The following is a 15924-nucleotide window of genomic DNA, read 5'->3' on the forward strand; positions in this document are numbered from 1 at the left end:
CGTACCCCCCCACGGAGAGTGGGGGGGCGTGCGAGAGCGAATGGGACATGCGACGCGGATAATCCAAGGCAAAACTCTATTTTACTAGACTTGACCCTATCATTGGGTATCCTGTCGTAGTTGTCATCCTCGATACCGCTCCTGGTTCTTGAGAAACCACTCATAAGTGCTTCGGAGCCCATCTTCAAGACCGATCTGAGCCTGCCAGTCCAGGCTGGTCAGCCTTCTGACATCGAGTAGTTTACGAGGCGCCCCGTCGGGTTTTGAGGAATCAAAGACAATCTCCCCCTCATACCCCACCACCCGGCCGATCGTCTCCGCCAGTTCGCGGATGGTGCAATCGATGCCCGTGCCCACGTTGATATGGGACAGCATCGGTTGCGTATGGGCTCGGTAGGTCTCTACGTCCAGCTCCATGACATGTACACAGGCGGCCGCCATGTCATCAACGTGTAGGAACTCTCGCATAGGCTGCCCGCTGCCCCAGACCACCACCTGCGGCGCCCTACTCTCACGTGCCTCGTGGAACCGGCGGATCAATGCCGGAATTACGTGAGAGTTGTCGGGATGGAAGTTGTCGTTGGGACCGTAGAGATTCGTCGGCATCACGCTGCGGTAATCCCGGCTGTACTGGCGGTTGAAGCTCTCGCACAGCTTGATGCCCGCGATCTTCGCAACAGCGTAGGGCTCATTCGTCGGTTCCAGGCTCCCCTGCAGCAGTGACTCCTCCGCCATCGGCTGCGGAGCCAGCTTCGGGTAGATACAGGATGAACCCAGAAACAAGAGCTTCTGTACGCCTGCCTGATGTGCAGAGTGAATCACGTTGCACTCAATCATCAGGTTTTCATAGATAAACTCAGCCGGATAGGTGTTGTTGGCATAGATACCGCCCACCTTCGCCGCTGCCAGGTAGACATAGTCCACAGCCGTATCCTTGAAAAAACTCTCCACATCCGCCTGGCGAGTGAGATCCACCGTCTTGCGATCGCAGGTCACCAGATTTCGATATCCCAGCGACTCTAGCCGTCTGACAATTGCTGCCCCGACCATCCCCCGATGGCCAGCCACAAAAATCCGCGCATCCCTCGACATCACATACCACCCGCTATCTCAATCCAGAAGCCCCATAGGGCGGCCACGAGGCAGACCACGTCAAAGTCAGTAACCCTCACGAAATCAGCTTTCACGGGAAACGTTCACTTCATACCCGTGCCTCATCAGCAAGGCATGCTGCCGCGCCTGATCAAGATCGTAGGCCACCATCTCGCGTACCATCTCTTCAGTGGAGATCTCCGGCACCCAACCCAGTCGTTCCCGTGCGCGTGTAGGATCCCCCAACAGCGTCTCCACCTCAGTCGGTCTAAAGTATCGAGGATCCACAGCCACAATGATGTCGCCTGGCTTCACTGCAGGCGCCGAATCGCCGGATACGGCTTCCACGATACCCTTCTCTTCCACTCCGTCTCCCTCGAATCGGACCGTAATCCCCAATTCCTCGGCACTCATACGTACAAAATCACGAACGGAATACTGCACACCTGTTGCGATCACGAAGTCTTCTGCCTGATCCTGCTGCAGCATCAGCCACTGCATGCGCACGTAATCCTTGGCATGCCCCCAATCGCGAAGGGCACCCATATTCCCAAGATAGAGACATTGCTCGATACCCTGGGCGATATTCGACAAGCCTCGCGTAATCTTGCGAGTGACAAAGGTCTCTCCACGGCGCGGGGACTCATGGTTGAACAAAATACCGTTGCAGGCATACATACCGTAGGCCTCGCGATAGTTCACCGTGATCCAGTATGCATAGAGCTTTGCGGCGGCATATGGCGAGCGCGGGTAAAACGGCGTTGTCTCCTTTTGGGGAACTTCCTGGACCAAGCCGTAGAGCTCGGATGTGGAGGCCTGGTAGAAGCGCGTCTCCTTCTCAAGACCAGCGATACGAATCGCCTCCAGCAGCCTCAGCGTACCCAGCGCGTCCACATCCGCCGTATATTCCGGTGACTCGAAACTCACTGCCACATGCGACTGGGCGCCAAGGTTGTAGACTTCGTCGGGCCGGACCTGTTGAATGATACGTATGAGGTTCGACGAGTCCGTCAGATCCCCGTAATGGAGGACCAACTTCCGGTCCCGCTCGTGGGGATCCTGGTAGAGATGGTCGATTCGCTCCGTATTAAATAGCGACGCGCGGCGTTTGATGCCGTGCACCTCATAGCCCTTCTCCAGCAGGAACTCAGCCAGGTAAGAACCATCCTGGCCGGTGATCCCCGTAATCAGTGCCTTCTTCATTTCTCCTCCAATACAGGCCGCGCCGAGCCAGAGACAAGGGCGTTCAGCTCCGCTTCGAATCGCGTCATGATACTGTCATATCCAAGATGTTTCTCAGCATAGGTCCGCGCACGCGCCCCCAATACCTTGCGCTGCGACTCATCACGTGCAAGCTCGACCACCGCCTCGGCAAGGGCCCGCGGATCGCCGGGAGGTACCCGCACCCCGCATTCATCCATAACCTGCCCGACCTGTGTGCCTTTCGTTGCAGTTGCCACGGTCGCCCGCCCACTAGCGAGCATACCCGTCAGCTTCGACGGCATGACCAGATCTGCCGCATCCGCCCGCTGTGGGAGCACGTGGATATCCGCTAAATTCAGCAGTTCGTTGAGTCTTTCCAAGGGCTGAAGCGGCAGCCATCGGACATTAGAGAGCCCCGACGACATGGCCTCCAGCCGGGCACGTGCGCTGCCCGTTCCGGCAATGACCCAGACCACATTACGCTCGTCGGCGACCAATTTCGCAGCTTCAATGAGCACCTCGAGCCCTTGTTTCTCCCCGAGGTTACCCGAGTACAGTACAACCACCGCGTCACTCGAAAGGCCCAGTTCATGACGAAAGACGGATGGCTTGTCTAATGGACATATCGCGTGAGTATCCGCCCAGTTCGGGAACAACACTCTGGCCTCGTCCATAACACCTTTCTCAGCAAAGCGGTCCATCATTCGATCCGATATGGTCGATACCCGGTCGAAGCGACTCAGCAGGGCACGCTCCGTCCGCATGGCCTGCCTCTTGAACCACCCGCCTCCTACCAACCCCATGTCGAAAGCGGCGTCGACCTCGAAGTCCTGAACATGAAGCCAGGATTTTGCGCGCGCGAGGCGGGCAAGCAGTAACGCAGTCGGCGCAACCGCCAAGGTGGGCTCTACAGACATGACAACATCAGGCCGCCACCGTGCATGCGCCAGTGCTACCGGGAGACTGCTCAGAGCGAAACTTGCCAGATGTATCAGCCGCTTCTTTCCGCTGGGCTTACGCGGCACCCAGATCGGGCAGCGGTGCACTCGAACGCGAGACTGATCATCAAAGCACCAGGACTCTCGGCGATACTTCCAGGGAGAGTAACCGCCGAGCACGCGCCAGTCCGGATAGTACGGTGGGGCCGTAACGACCTGTACATCATGGCCACGAGCCGCCAGCCACGCGGCCATCTCTCCACTGTACTTGCCAATGCCCGTCAGCTCGGGGGCAAAGTTGATTCCGTAGAGAAGGATGCGCATTACGAAACGGAACTCATTCGGACCTTTCCAGATCCAGAGATATTAAGCGGCTGTAATTCCTCATGACTTTTTGAACAGAAAATCCGCCTGAATGGCACGGCCCGCGCGATCGTAACTCATGTTGAACACACCAGTGAGACGAAAGCCTCTCTCCCGAAGCCATGCGATGACCTCATCAGCGAAGGCCTGCCCGGCATAGAGTTCGACGAATGAACACTCGACATACACCCAATCGAACAGTGGCAACAAGTCTTCACTACCCGCCAGCGCCTGTAACTCGAAGCCCTGCACATCCAGCTTCAACAACGAAGGCGCCACGATCTCCTCTGCGGACAACACATCCGCAAGGCGGACAACACTTATCCTTCCCCTTCCGATCTCGGCTGTTCCTGGGAATAACTCATCCTGGCGGCCTGTGATTGGCAGGAGCGAGGAAGAATCATCCCGTTCGGAAAGATGAATATCCGCCTCTCCCTTCTCCGGTCCCACGGCCGCCTCTAACAAGCAAACCCGTACGTCGCTGGCCAGTGTCGCACGATAGCCAGAAGCCGGCGCCGACAGCGGCTCGAAAGAATAAATCTGCGCATCGGCGAAAGCGGCCCGCGCGGCCAACGCAAATTGGCCTCTGTTCGCACCAATGTCCACCACTGTGCGGCAAGCGCCTAGCTGACGCAACACGGTGATATGCTCCACACCCGCCGCAACACGGTGCTGCATCAAGGCCTTGCGCCACAGTGAAACGGTTAATATGGAGGCCAGTTTGCGAGCCTGCAGCAACAACCGACTCATTGGTCGGACCTATGAATAATCTTGCAGTGAGCGCTTTGCCCTGACGAGTGTCTCTCAATAACCTCCGTGTACTCGTCTGTTAGTGCATCCACAATGGAAGGCCAAGTGTACTGCGCCTGCACCAACTTCCTGCCCGCGTTACCCATGGTGCGCCGCCGTTCTGGGTCGTGCAGCAATTCATTGATGGCCACCGCCACCTCATCCGCGTCACAGCGGGTGACCAGGCCCGCCCCGGCCCGGCTCACCTCGGCATGGATATTCACTTGGTCGGAAATAACCACCGGCAATGCGCAGGCCATGGCTTCCACTACTGTCATACCAAAGTTTTCAGTGTACGAAGGAAGCACAAATACATCCGAGTCGACATAGGCCTGCACTACATCGGTGCCCTCGAGTGACCCGGCGAAATGAACCGAGCCTTCCAAGCCGTGTTCGCGAACCCAATCCCGAACGTGTCGACCATAATCATCATTCTCAGGCCCAGCAATCACTAGCTGGGCTTCGGGTGCCAAGGATCGTAGTTGCGAAAAAGCTGAAATCAAAAGATCTAAGCCTTTTTTGAAATGAAGTCGCCCGAGGAAAAGCACCACTGGCCTCTCACCCAATCCCAATCTTATACGTAGCGCGCCGCGCGGCGGTAAGCGCTGGTATTTTGCCCAGTCAACAGCGCTTGATATGACAAAAGATGGAATATCCAAATCTAGATAATCCGCAAGACGCCGCTCTTCTTCCGTCACAAAATGTAAAGCGCTTGCGCCACGCAGATTAGGTAAATCGAACAATCTCTCATAAAGCCGCTTTAGCCACACATGGCCGGCCGAGCTTCGCTCATATAAATATGGGTCTAGAGACCCATGCGGCTTAATGATGTAAGGTATATTTTGTCTTCGCGCCTGCCATGCCGCATAGGTCGAAGGGAAGCGATAAAGTCCGTTAATGTGAACAATGTCAAACTGTGATATGTTGCGTTTGAGGTACGCCATGAGATCACGGGAGAACCGCAATGGCGTAAACTGGACTGACGAATACAGCACGGGCACCAAAGAATCTGACACATTACCCCAGCCGGGATCACACAGCACACCATTCGGATAATTGGTATTTGTAGTAGCGATAGTAACCTCATGACCACTCTCGAGCTGCGCCTTCGCAAGAGGAAGCAAAACACTAACCGGACCTCCATATCGCGGGGACAGCGTCTCAATGACATGAAGGATCTTAAAACGCTGATCGGAATTCACCATGAGCCTCGAGATAATACCTGATATTTCAGTAACCGCTGATAGGAACGAATCTAATAACGCAAAATTCAGAAATTCTTATTTCCACATAGAAACACATGGAATTTTTTCCTTGTCACACCTGTGTGCATATTTCTTGGCAATTTGCGTTACCTCTTCAAGTAGACCTTCATTCAGCGTGATTGGCTGAAGTCCCAAGCCCAGAAACCTATCATTCATAACATGCAGGTCATTTTCCTCTTCTTCGTTACGAGGATTCGACACGAAATTAATCTCTGCGCCAGTCTTATCCGACACCAATTTCGCCAACTCCCGAACACGATGGGTTTCCGTCATCTGATTCAGGATGTGTACGCGGTCACCCTTCTCAGGCGGATTCTGAATTGCTAACAGAACACAATGCACAGTGTCCTGAATATGAATAAAGGCGCGCGTCTGGCCGCCTGTGCCGTGAACCGTCAACGGATAGCCTATTGCCGCCTGCATCAGAAATCTATTAAGAACAGTTCCATAATCACCGTCATAATCAAATCGATTGATAAGGCGCTCATCCAATCTCGTCTGGCTCGTCTGGGTGCCCCAGACAATACCCTGATGAAGGTCCCTCACCCTGATGTCATCGTTCTTGTTGTAAAAATAAAACATCAGCTGATCCTGGGTTTTGGTCATATGGTAAATGCTACCGGGATCAGCTGGATAAAGGATTTCCTTCTCTACCACACCTCCGGCATCGGTCTGCACCTGAACCGTGACATAGCCTTCGGGTATCTTCATCCCTGCCGTTCCATATCCATAAACACCCATCGTTCCCAGGTGTACGACGTGAATGTCAAGCCCAGATTCGACAATAGCAGCAAGGAGGTTATGCGTTGCATTGATATTGTTATCAACGGTATACCGCTTTCCATGCGACCCTTTCATGGAATAGGGCGCAGCTCGCTGTTCAGCGAAATGCACTACGGCATCTGGTTTCCACGATACCAGTAGATCGAGCAGCCTTTGGTAATTCCTCGCGACATTAAGGTTATGGAACTCGATGGTCTTACCTGACACCTCTTTCCATGCCCTGATGCGTTCACCCATTGGAGCTACTGGCGTCAGGGAGTCGCACTCAAGTTCGATATCTATCTTTCTTCTCGACAGGTTGTCGACTATGGATACCTCGTAGCCTTCCGCCGAGAGATACAAGGAAGTCGGCCAGCCGCAAAATCCGTCACCACCCAGAACAAGAACCTTCATCTATCACCTCATTCGCCCATATCTGTGTGTATTATACCTACAGAACATAAACATCACGCGCTAATCTTTTAACCAAATAAATGCCAAACCACACGATAAATATGGACACCATATTCTAACTAACATGGCCTCTGCTACGTGAAAAATATCGTGAATCTTTAGAAATCACTTTTTTACATTCTGCAGGCGCACCCGCATATAGCGCCCACGACTTATTATTTTCACCAACCAGCACCGCTCCAGCACCAACAATACAAAAATCTGCTAAAGAAGCCTTCGGGACAATAATTACACCAGAACCAACTAAGCAATAACTACCGATAGTTACAGGGCCGCAGTCCTGCCTATTCTCAATATAATCTATCCCATGAGTCAGTATCTGCGAATCGTACCCAGCTATAGTCGTATACGAGCCAATTATCACAGAATCAGTACAATCAATTAAATGAGATTTAGTAATTGACGATTCATCACCAAGTAACAACCGAGAATTGCGTTCATGTCGGTGAGAAAAGTGAGCTGAAGACTCCCCTGAGAATCCTGTTATCCAATTACCCCTCCCAATTGTCGAACCCGTACCCATCTCGAGCAAATCAAGATTCACAGCAACAGTTAACGGACCGATTCTCGCGCCCCTTTTCAATATTAGTTTCCTAGGCATAACGAACGCCATACGTGAGATTCTGGCAGAGGGGTCTATTTGATAACCAAACGCAATACTCAATGCCCGCCTTCTCATCGACCACGGAAGAACGCAAAACGCAAGATACAGGGCAACTTTAAGCCACTGCATTATTTTGAAGCACCAAACACGGGGCCATACATAATCCGTTCAAAGGTATCACGTGGATTTAGAATCTTTCTTAAATGAACAAGAAGGAACCCCATCACCTTATCAGGAAAAGTCTTCTGCCTGCCCAATAGCCTTTTAAAGATTCTCTCTCTGTATTCTGAATGCGCATCATGCAATCGAGCTGATCCGGTTATGCTTTCAGGATGGACTCTATATTGACTAAATATGGAATTCACAACCTTAAAAACGGCACCTTTGAGCGCCATATCAATGAAGAGCTCTGCGTCCCAATTGGATTTGTTATCAACATTAAAACCACCCACTGAACTGAATTTTGAGCCCTTAAAAAAAGTTGATGGCTGAATGAGAATACAGGCGCCATATGCCGCCATGTAAATATGGAATCTATCCGAAAAAAGTCGACGGGCAACATTACCATGTTCATCGACCACAAGCGCACCACCTGATACAACGTCTACACATGGAAAATGTTCAAATACTTTTGCCGCTGCCGAAAAAGCACCCGGCATAAATACATCGTCGGAATTCAAGAACCCATAAATATCACCAGTCGCCTGCGTAAATCCCTTGTTAAGGCCGTCGGCTGGCCCTAGATCTGTCTCGTAGATAATCTTATCAATACGGTCCCGGTAACGCTCGATGATGTCACGACTACCGTCAGTGGAACCGGGATCGACCACAATGTATTCGACGTCTGGATAATCCTGGTCGAGCACCGACAGTATGGCCTGCTCAAGAAACTCAGCCTGATTGAAGGAGATGGTAACGATCGAAAATTTCATTCAGCACTCCTCTCGGCGACACCGCAAGCACCACTTATTAACGAACATCGCAACACCCTGCCCTTTCAGGTCGCGGCGGCATGTAACTCATCATAACTATGACAAAAAAGGGCACCATAAATCTCGCCCATGCGGCATACGGCGAGAACAGCACATCCCAAATTAGAACGAGAGCTGCGAAAACCACAAGCGGCGCCATGCGCTGCGCCACAAGGTGACGATAAAGCAGAAGTCGCACCGGAAGACTGAGGACCCAGAGCCAGAAAATCAATCCCATTACTCCTGCCTCCACCCAAGCACCCATCAGGTAGGAATGCGACGGAATCAGGCATTCCTGATTCATTGTACCCGGGTAATAACCGGCTCGCTCCTTGAGCTCAAGCAGTAACGCGGCGTATTCGCAGTCCTTCGCCCACGAACCATGACCCAACCAAGGCGACTCAAGTACCGCACGACTCGATACCATGAGCTCACTTCGCCCCCCGAGAAGCAGGCCGAATTCACCATCTGCCTGCATGTCATAACGCATCAGCGCAGTTTCTCCAAGCCATCCCTTCTGGACACTGTACTCATATACCTGAACGAGAATCAGAGACGCCCCCAATCCCAATGCAGCCAGCGTCACCACCTGCCTTATGGTGATCCGATTCAGAGCACGTTGTGGTGAACGAAACGCCTGCAGGGCAAGATAGCAAGCCGCCAAGAAAGCCAGCCCACCCAACGAACGGAAGTCCATGTACACATTGAGTGCAGCCGCCAACAGAAGAACCCCCGCTGGCAATAGCCGACCAAAGCTGCGGAAGTTCGACAGCATAACGGCAAGCAAGACCAGCAGCCAGGTGACACCTAAGGAAACTCTGAAAAAGACTTTCTGATTTGGCAAAATACCGCGACCCCACCCACCGAGTTTCCCGATGAAGCAGATGACCTTCGCCGACGCCGAGTACGCTGGCAAGCGCAAGCAAACCCGCAAGGAGTTGTTCCTGATCGAGATGGATCGGGTGGTGCCGTGGAAGGGCTTGATTGCTTTGATCGAGCCACATTATCCGAAGGGTGAAGGTGGCCGTCCGGCCTACCCGTTGATGGCGATGCTGCGTGTGCATCTGCTGCAGAACTGGTTCGGCTACAGCGATCCAGCGATGGAGGAAGCGCTGTACGAAACCACGATCCTGCGCCAGTTTGCCGGGCTGAACCTGGAGCGCATCCCCGACGAAACCACCATTCTCAACTTCCGCCGCTTGCTGGAGAAACACGAGCTGGCGGCCGGCATCCTCGCTGTCATCAATGGCTATCTGGGCGACCGCGGCCTGTCGCTGCGCCAGGGCACCATCGTCGATGCAACGCTGATCAATGCGCCCAGTTCGACCAAGAACAAGGACGGCAAGCGCGACCCGGAAATGCACCAGACCAAGAAGGGAAACCAGTATTATTTTGGCATGAAGGCCCACATCGGCGCCGATGACGAATCGGGTCTGGTGCACAGCGTAGTGGGCACGGCGGCCAATGTGGCGGATGTCACCCAGGTGGACAAATTGCTGCATGGCGACGAAAACGTGGTCTGCGCCGATGCAGGCTACACCGGTGTCGAAAAGCGGCCCGAGCATGAAGGACGTGAAGTTATCTGGCAGGTGGCGGCACGCCGCAGCACCTACAAAAAACTCGATAAGCGCAGCGTGCTGTACAAAGCCAAGCGCAAGATTGAAAAGGCCAAGGCTCAGGTGCGCGCCAAGGTCGAGCATCCGTTCCGGGTAATCAAGCGCCAGTTCGGTTACACCAAGGTGCGCTTTCGCGGCTTGGCCAAAAACACGGCGCAACTGGTGACACTGTTCGCTCTGTCGAACCTGTGGATGGCGCGCCGACATTTACTGGCGAATGCAGGAGAGGTGCGCCTGTAATGTGGAAAATGGCTGCCGCGAGGTGCTCGCGGCGGCTAAAAACACAGAAATAAGCGGGTGATCTGAGCGTTTTTGATCGATTTGCCGCTTTTAAAATCGGCAGGGGCTGAAGTCAGCCAGAAATACACAACTACTTCAGACCATCCCTAAGCCATAGCCGAACTTCCAGGGGTATGTAACGCCGTGATGGCTTGGCGCCACGTAATACATGATGATGTCCCCCAATGCCGCACCTGCAATAAATAGCAATAGCCGCTTGGGCTTGCCATACAACAGCAGATAGAGGACACAGAAATTAATCAACGTAAAGACGATCTTCGACCATCCTCTCGAAAAGTCGTCAAACGGGATCAACCGCACCAGATCGCTCACCACCTGGGCAGTAAGCCAAAGTATCAATAGTGAAATAAAGGCTAATGGCATGCGTTTGGAAAGACGCTGCCCGCTGGTGGCCAGTAGTGGAAACAGCAGCAGTGCCAGCAGTATCTCTGTCAGATAGAGTCTTCCGACAACCTCTATCTGCACAAAGCGCAGCAAGGGGATGATGAAGACCACTACGTCAAGAAAACCCAAACGTATCGGGCTGAAGACCATCCTTTCGGCTACGACCTGTTGGGTGTTAGAACCCCTTTCAGGTGATGTGACGCTCACACGCAGTCCTCGATCAATACTCGCCGAATACCCACGACATTTTTATGTAAAATTTCACGCTTCACGAGCGCACTTCACGACGCCAAACATTTGCATTAACTGTCGGCGTCCCGGGTGAAGCCAAGCCGCTATTCCCAGTGCCAGGGGCGGCAGGAGAATCCCTGCCATTAGCTCCTGCGTCGTACCATTCATTGGCTGCAACGGCACAAGCCAGGCGACGACCGCCACCAGCAAGGAGACCACCACAAGCAGGTACTGTGCCGGAGTTCCCGTACACGCGTGTGCATACTCGTGACGCATCACAAATGCCAGGATTAGAACACCGCTGCCAATCAGCACAGCAATGGCATAACCCAGCACAACACCAACCCACCCATATATGCCCCCCAGAAGCCAACCTAGACTAGCATTACAAACGCCCATCGCAATATGCGACAGCGTATTCCAGCCCACGCGGCCGCTGCCCAGATTGAAGAAGTAGGCTGGCACCGTGAGCGTGTTAGCTGCCCAAGCGATGGTCAGTACGAGCATCATCGCGACGAAGTCCTCTTGATAACTACCTGTCAGCAGCCAGGAAACGCCGCCTGCCCATGCGACGAGCAAAGAAAATACCGGCAGGGTGATAAACACGATCAGCCGCATGTTCATCCGGTAAAACTGGCTGAGCTGACCGGGCGCGCCTTCCGTCAAAGCGGCCACTCTCGGCACTACGGCCTGGTTGGCTGCAACGATCATCGCCCGCCCCCGCTGCACCACCTGGCTGGCCATCTCGAAATAACCCGCCGCCGCGGCGCCCCCTAAGCCCGCCATCATGGCCTTGGCCACAGGGTCCAGCAGCAGCATGAATACGGTGGCCGCCTGAACATTCGCACCATAGCCAAGCATCTCGCGCAGAACTTGCCAACGCCAGCGCATCGGAAATATCGGAAGAACATTCAATGTGTGCACCAGCATCAGACGTCCGGCCACGACAAGAAACAGCCCCTGGCCGACCTGAGCCCAAGCCAGACCAATCAGGCCATGCTGCGGAACCAGCCAGAACGCCAGTGCCAGAAGCAATACCTGGCCGCTGACCACCAGTGCGCTACGCAGATCCATGCGCTCACAACCATCGAGGCCGCCCTGGAAGACGGTCGCTATAATTGTCAACCACAATGAAAGCAGCGCATATGGAAGTATCTGCTGAGACATCTGCAGGTACTGGTCATCGAACAAGTACGGTAAAAGCCCGTGGATGATAGGGTATGCCAGCGGCAATATCAGGCCTACCGTGACCATAAGGGTCAAGGCGGTGGTGTCCAGCACTTTCCCAGCACGCCTCGCATTATCACGCGCCCGGTCCCGAGCCACGAAGCGCGTCACCCCCACGCTAAGACCTAGATCAGCCAGTCGCGATGCTGAGGCGGCTGCGAGCACTACGGACCACACGCCGAGTTGTTCTACCCCCAGCGTGTCATTGATGTAGCGGTACAGCGCAAACAGCAAACCAGCACCAAGGACGGCCTGAAGAAGGTTGGCCACGACGTTGCGAACGAGTCGTTTTCTCATTGCTTCTTCAACAGGACCATATAATGGTCATGCGCACTCTCCCAGCCCGGTGGATGATCCGCCAGTTCTGGATGTTTTGTTACATCTTTGCCGCCCATGCCGAGCTTTCGCAGAAGCCGGAATCCAGTCGGATTGATGCGGTACAGTAGATTGTTCACGGCTTGCCTAATGCGCCGTGACATTGTGGAATTGCTATGGGAAAAGTTCTTCTGCATTACGACTTGAAAGCCAAGAGCGTCGGCAAGCCCGGAAAACCACGCTGGGCTGACGAACGAGATATGCTCTGCGATAGAGCAGTACCAGTACCTGCTGCCCATCAAGCGAAAGGTAAAGGCGTCCAAATTGCCTGTTGAGATAAGAACCCAGCCGCCTGGTCTGACCGCCGCAATGCAATCACGGAGAAAAGACTTTGGTCTCTCCACGTGCTCAATAACATCAAACGCAGTGACGCAATCGAAAGTACCCGCAACTGCGGAGAAGTCCGTCCCAATCACATCGATGCCTTTTTTGACCGCTCGATCGCGCGCCGCGGCATGTATTTCTATTCCAAAACAACGGTATGAGCCTCTGAGGGGCTCCAGGAACCCGCCATCAAAACAACCCACATCTAGAATGCGACTTTCGGTGGGCAGTAATTGATTCAACCAACCGCGTGCGGCAAACCAATCCTGGCGGGAGTCTGCCAGCGCCGTCCAGGTCAGTTCGCCTCCTTGCTCGTACATGGAATCAAGCTCGTCTTTTCCCAGCCGCGGCCAGCGAAAACCCAGTGAGCATTGCCGACAGCGGTACAACGCCCCGCCCGAAAGCGGACGTTCACACACTTGACCGGCGAATACATCAGTTGCGGGAATTGGCCCAATTATTATCGCCTCACCTTCGCAATCTGGGCATTGAACAAATGGTGTGGTCATCTCACGAACATCGCATCCAGAAACACCACCCGACCATCCGCACCGTAGGACTGGTCGAGATTACCTGCATAGCCGAAACCTTGTTCTCGGAGTAAGTGCGCCAACTCGTAAAAACTCGCTTGCCCTTGGTAAAGTGGGTCAACACAGACCTCCAACAGTACCGCCCGACACTGGGAGAGCACGTTCCCTCCCCCCCGGAGCACACGATCTTCAAAACCCTGCACGTCCAGTTTGAGCAAGATTTCCCGCGGCATCCGATCTAGCGAACCTTTTAGCACCTCATCCAACGTAGAGATCCGAATGCGTTCCATGCGCTCCACCCGTGTTTGTGGGTAGAGACGGTGACAGTTGTCGGTGGCAGAAAGCAGTGATGATGAAGGAGTGTGCTGCTCATGCAAGTGAATTTCAGCCTCTCCTTCCTGTTCGCCCAGTGCAAACTGGAAGCAATGCACCCGGTCACCCTGGGTCTCCGCCCAGGCATTGAGCTCGCGAAACGGTTCTTCCAGTGGCTCGAAACAGTACAGTTCGGCGTTTGGGAAAAATGTCGATACCAGACGCGCAAATTGGCCGCGATTTGCCCCGACGTCGATAACAGAACCGATGTTCATCCGGGACAGTCCCAGCAACGTGCGCTTTGGTGATCGATGAAGGCGAATCACATCAAAACCAAGTCTATTGACAATCCCACGAATAAACTGCTTCACACTCTTCCATCTCCTGTCGTCTGTTTGGTAAAAGAAATAAAGGAAAGGCGTCGGGTTTAAATTTCTTTGGATCAGGGACAGTGATTTCTCATCGGTTCTTAATCACTGAGACTATGTGCATGCTCAACACACTGAATTAACTAGCATCTCGGCCACCACAGCAATCATGCCACCATCCGTATCGCGGTTTCGCGACCGACCGCACCTCTTACCCACGGACCATTCTCCAAATACCAATTCACTGTCATTTTGAGGCCAGCTTCGAACTCCCATTCCGGTCTCCAGCCTAGTTCCTGTCGAACCTTGTTGATATCCATGCCGTACCGCCTGTCATGCCCCGGCCTGTCCTTGACAAAGCTGATCAGCTTTCGGTGCGGACGATGGACTGATTCTGGGAGCAACTCATTCAGCAGATCACACAGGGTGTTGACCACTTCCAGGTTGGTGCGCTCGTTGTGACCGCCGACGTTGTAGTTCTCCCCCAGCCTGCCGCGCTCGAAGATTCTCACCAGCGCCCGGACATGATCGTCCACATAGAGCCAGTCGCGGATGTTGCTGCCATCGCCGTAGATGGGCAAAGGCTTGCCATCCAGGGCGTTGAGGATCATGTGGGGAATGAGCTTTTCCGGGAACTGGTACGGGCCGTAGTTATTGGAGCAATTGCTGGTGACTACGGGCAATCCATAGGTATGGTGCCAGGCTCGGACCAGGTGGTCGGACGCGGCCTTGCTGGCGGAATAGGGTGAATTTGGGGCGTAGGGTGTTTCTTCCGTGAAGAGCCCCGTCTCGCCAAGGCTACCGTACACCTCATCGGTGGAGATGTGATGGTAACGGAAATCCGCCTTGGACTGCCCTTCCAGCTCGTTCCAGTACGCGCGACTGGCTTCGAGCAACGTGTAGGTGCCGACGATGTTGGTGTCGATGAAGTCCGCGGGCCCTTCGATGGAGCGGTCCACGTGGGATTCCGCCGCCAAGTGCATGACACCAGCAGGGCGGTGTTCACGGAAGACCCGATCCAACTCCCGACGGTCTCGGATATCCACCTGTTCGAAGGCGTATCGGGAGGAATTGGATACCTCAGCCACCGAATCCAGGTTGCCGGCATAGGTGAGCCGGTCCAGGTTGACGACCCGGTAGTCGGTGTTGTGGATGAGGTGCCGGACAACGGCTGAGCCGATGAAGCCGGCGCCGCCAGTGATGAGGAGGGATTTAGACATTTCCTTTGTGCTTTGTGCTTTGTGCTTTGTGCTTCGAGACACAAATGTTCTCGCGCCAAACACAGGTTATCCGTGCAGTTCCCCGCAAATTCAGGCAATTAGGCACCAACAGCCCTACAAGATCAAGGCTTGATTCAGACGAGCGTCTGAGATGGGGCGATTGATGGTCAGGGGTCAGGGGTCAGGGGTCAGGGGTCGGTTTTCCATTGCGCCCACTTGGCATATCGGCCATAGACATCAATCGCTGGCTCGACTGCGGCGACAACCCTGTCCAGATCGATCACATCGTAGAGATGGGTAAGCACATTGCGCATGGCGCAGGCATCCATCAAGGAGTCGGCCAAATCATCTGGGAGTCCAAGGCGATCACGCATGACCTGGAATACTTCCCGGTAGCTGGAAGCCAGTTTATATCCATCAGCACGTAGCAATTGCAAACCTATATCGGCCGCAGATTCACAGAGTAACTGCAGTAAACGTTCAATGGCGTAGTGCTCCCGCCTGCGGGTTGGCGTATCCAAATGGCTATAGTGCGCCAGATCCGCCAGGAATTGCTGGAGCATGCCAAGTTTTCTT

The 15924-nt window shown here is 54.0% G+C and carries 15 protein-coding genes; 1 reads left to right on the plus strand and 14 read right to left on the minus strand.

The features are described 5' to 3' along the window. Window positions 1-123: 123 nt before the first annotated feature. From fcl to TGR7_RS10515, 8 genes are all read right to left on the minus strand, one after another. On the minus strand, window positions 124-1092 hold the full coding sequence (fcl, locus tag TGR7_RS10485; RefSeq protein ID WP_012638651.1) for a GDP-L-fucose synthase: 969 nt from the start codon (window positions 1090-1092) through the stop codon (window positions 124-126). 84 nt (window positions 1093-1176) lie between these two features. After that, window positions 1177-2295 carry a GDP-mannose 4,6-dehydratase gene (gene gmd, locus TGR7_RS10490; protein ID WP_012638652.1) on the minus strand — a complete coding sequence of 373 codons (1119 nt, stop codon included), beginning with the start codon at window positions 2293-2295 and terminating at the stop codon, window positions 1177-1179. Continuing rightward, window positions 2292-3557, minus strand: a complete 1266-nt coding sequence (locus tag TGR7_RS10495) for a glycosyltransferase WbuB (RefSeq protein WP_012638653.1) — start codon at window positions 3555-3557, stop codon at window positions 2292-2294. Before TGR7_RS10495 ends, gmd begins: the two co-directional genes overlap by 4 nt. 60 nt (window positions 3558-3617) lie before the next feature. Beyond that, window positions 3618-4346, minus strand: a complete 729-nt coding sequence (locus TGR7_RS10500; RefSeq protein ID WP_012638654.1) for an FkbM family methyltransferase — start codon at window positions 4344-4346, stop codon at window positions 3618-3620. Then, window positions 4343-5590 (minus strand): glycosyltransferase, encoded by a 1248-nt coding sequence (locus TGR7_RS17165; protein ID WP_012638655.1) that lies wholly within the window; start codon window positions 5588-5590, stop codon window positions 4343-4345. Before TGR7_RS17165 ends, TGR7_RS10500 begins: the two co-directional genes overlap by 4 nt. Before the next feature lie 75 nt (window positions 5591-5665). Next, window positions 5666-6826: an NAD-dependent epimerase/dehydratase family protein gene (locus TGR7_RS10510; protein WP_012638656.1), complete on the minus strand. Its 1161-nt coding sequence runs from the start codon at window positions 6824-6826 to the stop codon at window positions 5666-5668. 792 nt (window positions 6827-7618) lie between these two features. After that, on the minus strand, window positions 7619-8422 hold the full coding sequence (locus tag TGR7_RS17175) for a glycosyltransferase family 2 protein (protein ID WP_012638658.1): 804 nt from the start codon (window positions 8420-8422) through the stop codon (window positions 7619-7621). Window positions 8423-8459: 37 nt separating this feature from the next. After that, the gene (locus TGR7_RS10515) at window positions 8460-9305 is read right to left on the minus strand and encodes an O-antigen ligase family protein (RefSeq protein ID WP_148211494.1); all 846 of its coding nucleotides are present in this window, start codon (window positions 9303-9305) and stop codon (window positions 8460-8462) included. A 31-nt stretch (window positions 9306-9336) separates the two neighbouring features. Between TGR7_RS10515 and TGR7_RS10520 the strand changes: the two genes are divergently transcribed. Beyond that, entirely contained in the window at window positions 9337-10317 is a 981-nt protein-coding gene (locus TGR7_RS10520; protein ID WP_012637023.1) for an IS5-like element IS1384 family transposase, read from the plus strand. 135 nt (window positions 10318-10452) lie between these two features. Here TGR7_RS10520 and TGR7_RS10525 read toward each other — a convergent pair whose 3' ends face one another. From TGR7_RS10525 to hepT, 6 genes are all read right to left on the minus strand, one after another. Then, entirely contained in the window at window positions 10453-10968 is a 516-nt protein-coding gene (locus TGR7_RS10525) for a hypothetical protein (RefSeq protein ID WP_148211495.1), read from the minus strand. A 54-nt stretch (window positions 10969-11022) separates the two neighbouring features. After that, window positions 11023-12516, minus strand: a complete 1494-nt coding sequence (locus tag TGR7_RS10530; RefSeq protein ID WP_012638661.1) for a lipopolysaccharide biosynthesis protein — start codon at window positions 12514-12516, stop codon at window positions 11023-11025. Continuing rightward, window positions 12513-13238, minus strand: coding sequence for a class I SAM-dependent methyltransferase (locus tag TGR7_RS17180; RefSeq protein ID WP_187148395.1), 726 nt, complete (start codon window positions 13236-13238; stop codon window positions 12513-12515). Before TGR7_RS17180 ends, TGR7_RS10530 begins: the two co-directional genes overlap by 4 nt. A 185-nt stretch (window positions 13239-13423) precedes the next feature. Further along, on the minus strand, window positions 13424-14131 hold the full coding sequence (locus TGR7_RS17185) for an FkbM family methyltransferase (RefSeq protein WP_012638663.1): 708 nt from the start codon (window positions 14129-14131) through the stop codon (window positions 13424-13426). Window positions 14132-14295: 164 nt separating this feature from the next. After that, window positions 14296-15348 carry a dTDP-glucose 4,6-dehydratase gene (rfbB, locus tag TGR7_RS10540; RefSeq protein WP_012638664.1) on the minus strand — a complete coding sequence of 351 codons (1053 nt, stop codon included), beginning with the start codon at window positions 15346-15348 and terminating at the stop codon, window positions 14296-14298. 188 nt (window positions 15349-15536) lie between these two features. Then, window positions 15537-15911 (minus strand): type VII toxin-antitoxin system HepT family RNase toxin, encoded by a 375-nt coding sequence (gene hepT, locus TGR7_RS10545; RefSeq protein ID WP_245522976.1) that lies wholly within the window; start codon window positions 15909-15911, stop codon window positions 15537-15539. Window positions 15912-15924: the final 13 nt, after the last annotated feature.

The organism is Thioalkalivibrio sulfidiphilus HL-EbGr7, from assembly GCF_000021985.1.
GTDB classification, from domain to species: domain Bacteria; phylum Pseudomonadota; class Gammaproteobacteria; order Ectothiorhodospirales; family Ectothiorhodospiraceae; genus Thioalkalivibrio_A; species Thioalkalivibrio_A sulfidiphilus.

Bases quoted from the DNA above. Each gene is read 5' to 3' on its own strand.
- TGR7_RS10520 (WP_012637023.1), top strand. From the start codon at position 9,337: ATGAAGCAGATGACCTTCGCCGACGCCGAGTACGCTGGCAAGCGCAAG.
- TGR7_RS10495 (WP_012638653.1), bottom strand. From the start codon at position 3,557: ATGCGCATCCTTCTCTACGGAATCAACTTTGCCCCCGAGCTGACGGGC.
- TGR7_RS10510 (WP_012638656.1), bottom strand. From the start codon at position 6,826: ATGAAGGTTCTTGTTCTGGGTGGTGACGGATTTTGCGGCTGGCCGACT.
- rfbB (WP_012638664.1), bottom strand. From the start codon at position 15,348: ATGTCTAAATCCCTCCTCATCACTGGCGGCGCCGGCTTCATCGGCTCA.
- TGR7_RS17180 (WP_187148395.1), bottom strand. From the start codon at position 13,238: ATGTACGAGCAAGGAGGCGAACTGACCTGGACGGCGCTGGCAGACTCC.
- TGR7_RS17165 (WP_012638655.1), bottom strand. From the start codon at position 5,590: ATGGTGAATTCCGATCAGCGTTTTAAGATCCTTCATGTCATTGAGACG.
- gmd (WP_012638652.1), bottom strand. From the start codon at position 2,295: ATGAAGAAGGCACTGATTACGGGGATCACCGGCCAGGATGGTTCTTAC.
- fcl (WP_012638651.1), bottom strand. From the start codon at position 1,092: ATGTCGAGGGATGCGCGGATTTTTGTGGCTGGCCATCGGGGGATGGTC.
- TGR7_RS10530 (WP_012638661.1), bottom strand. From the start codon at position 12,516: ATGAGAAAACGACTCGTTCGCAACGTCGTGGCCAACCTTCTTCAGGCC.
- TGR7_RS10500 (WP_012638654.1), bottom strand. From the start codon at position 4,346: ATGAGTCGGTTGTTGCTGCAGGCTCGCAAACTGGCCTCCATATTAACC.
- hepT (WP_245522976.1), bottom strand. From the start codon at position 15,911: ATGCTCCAGCAATTCCTGGCGGATCTGGCGCACTATAGCCATTTGGAT.
- TGR7_RS17175 (WP_012638658.1), bottom strand. From the start codon at position 8,422: ATGAAATTTTCGATCGTTACCATCTCCTTCAATCAGGCTGAGTTTCTT.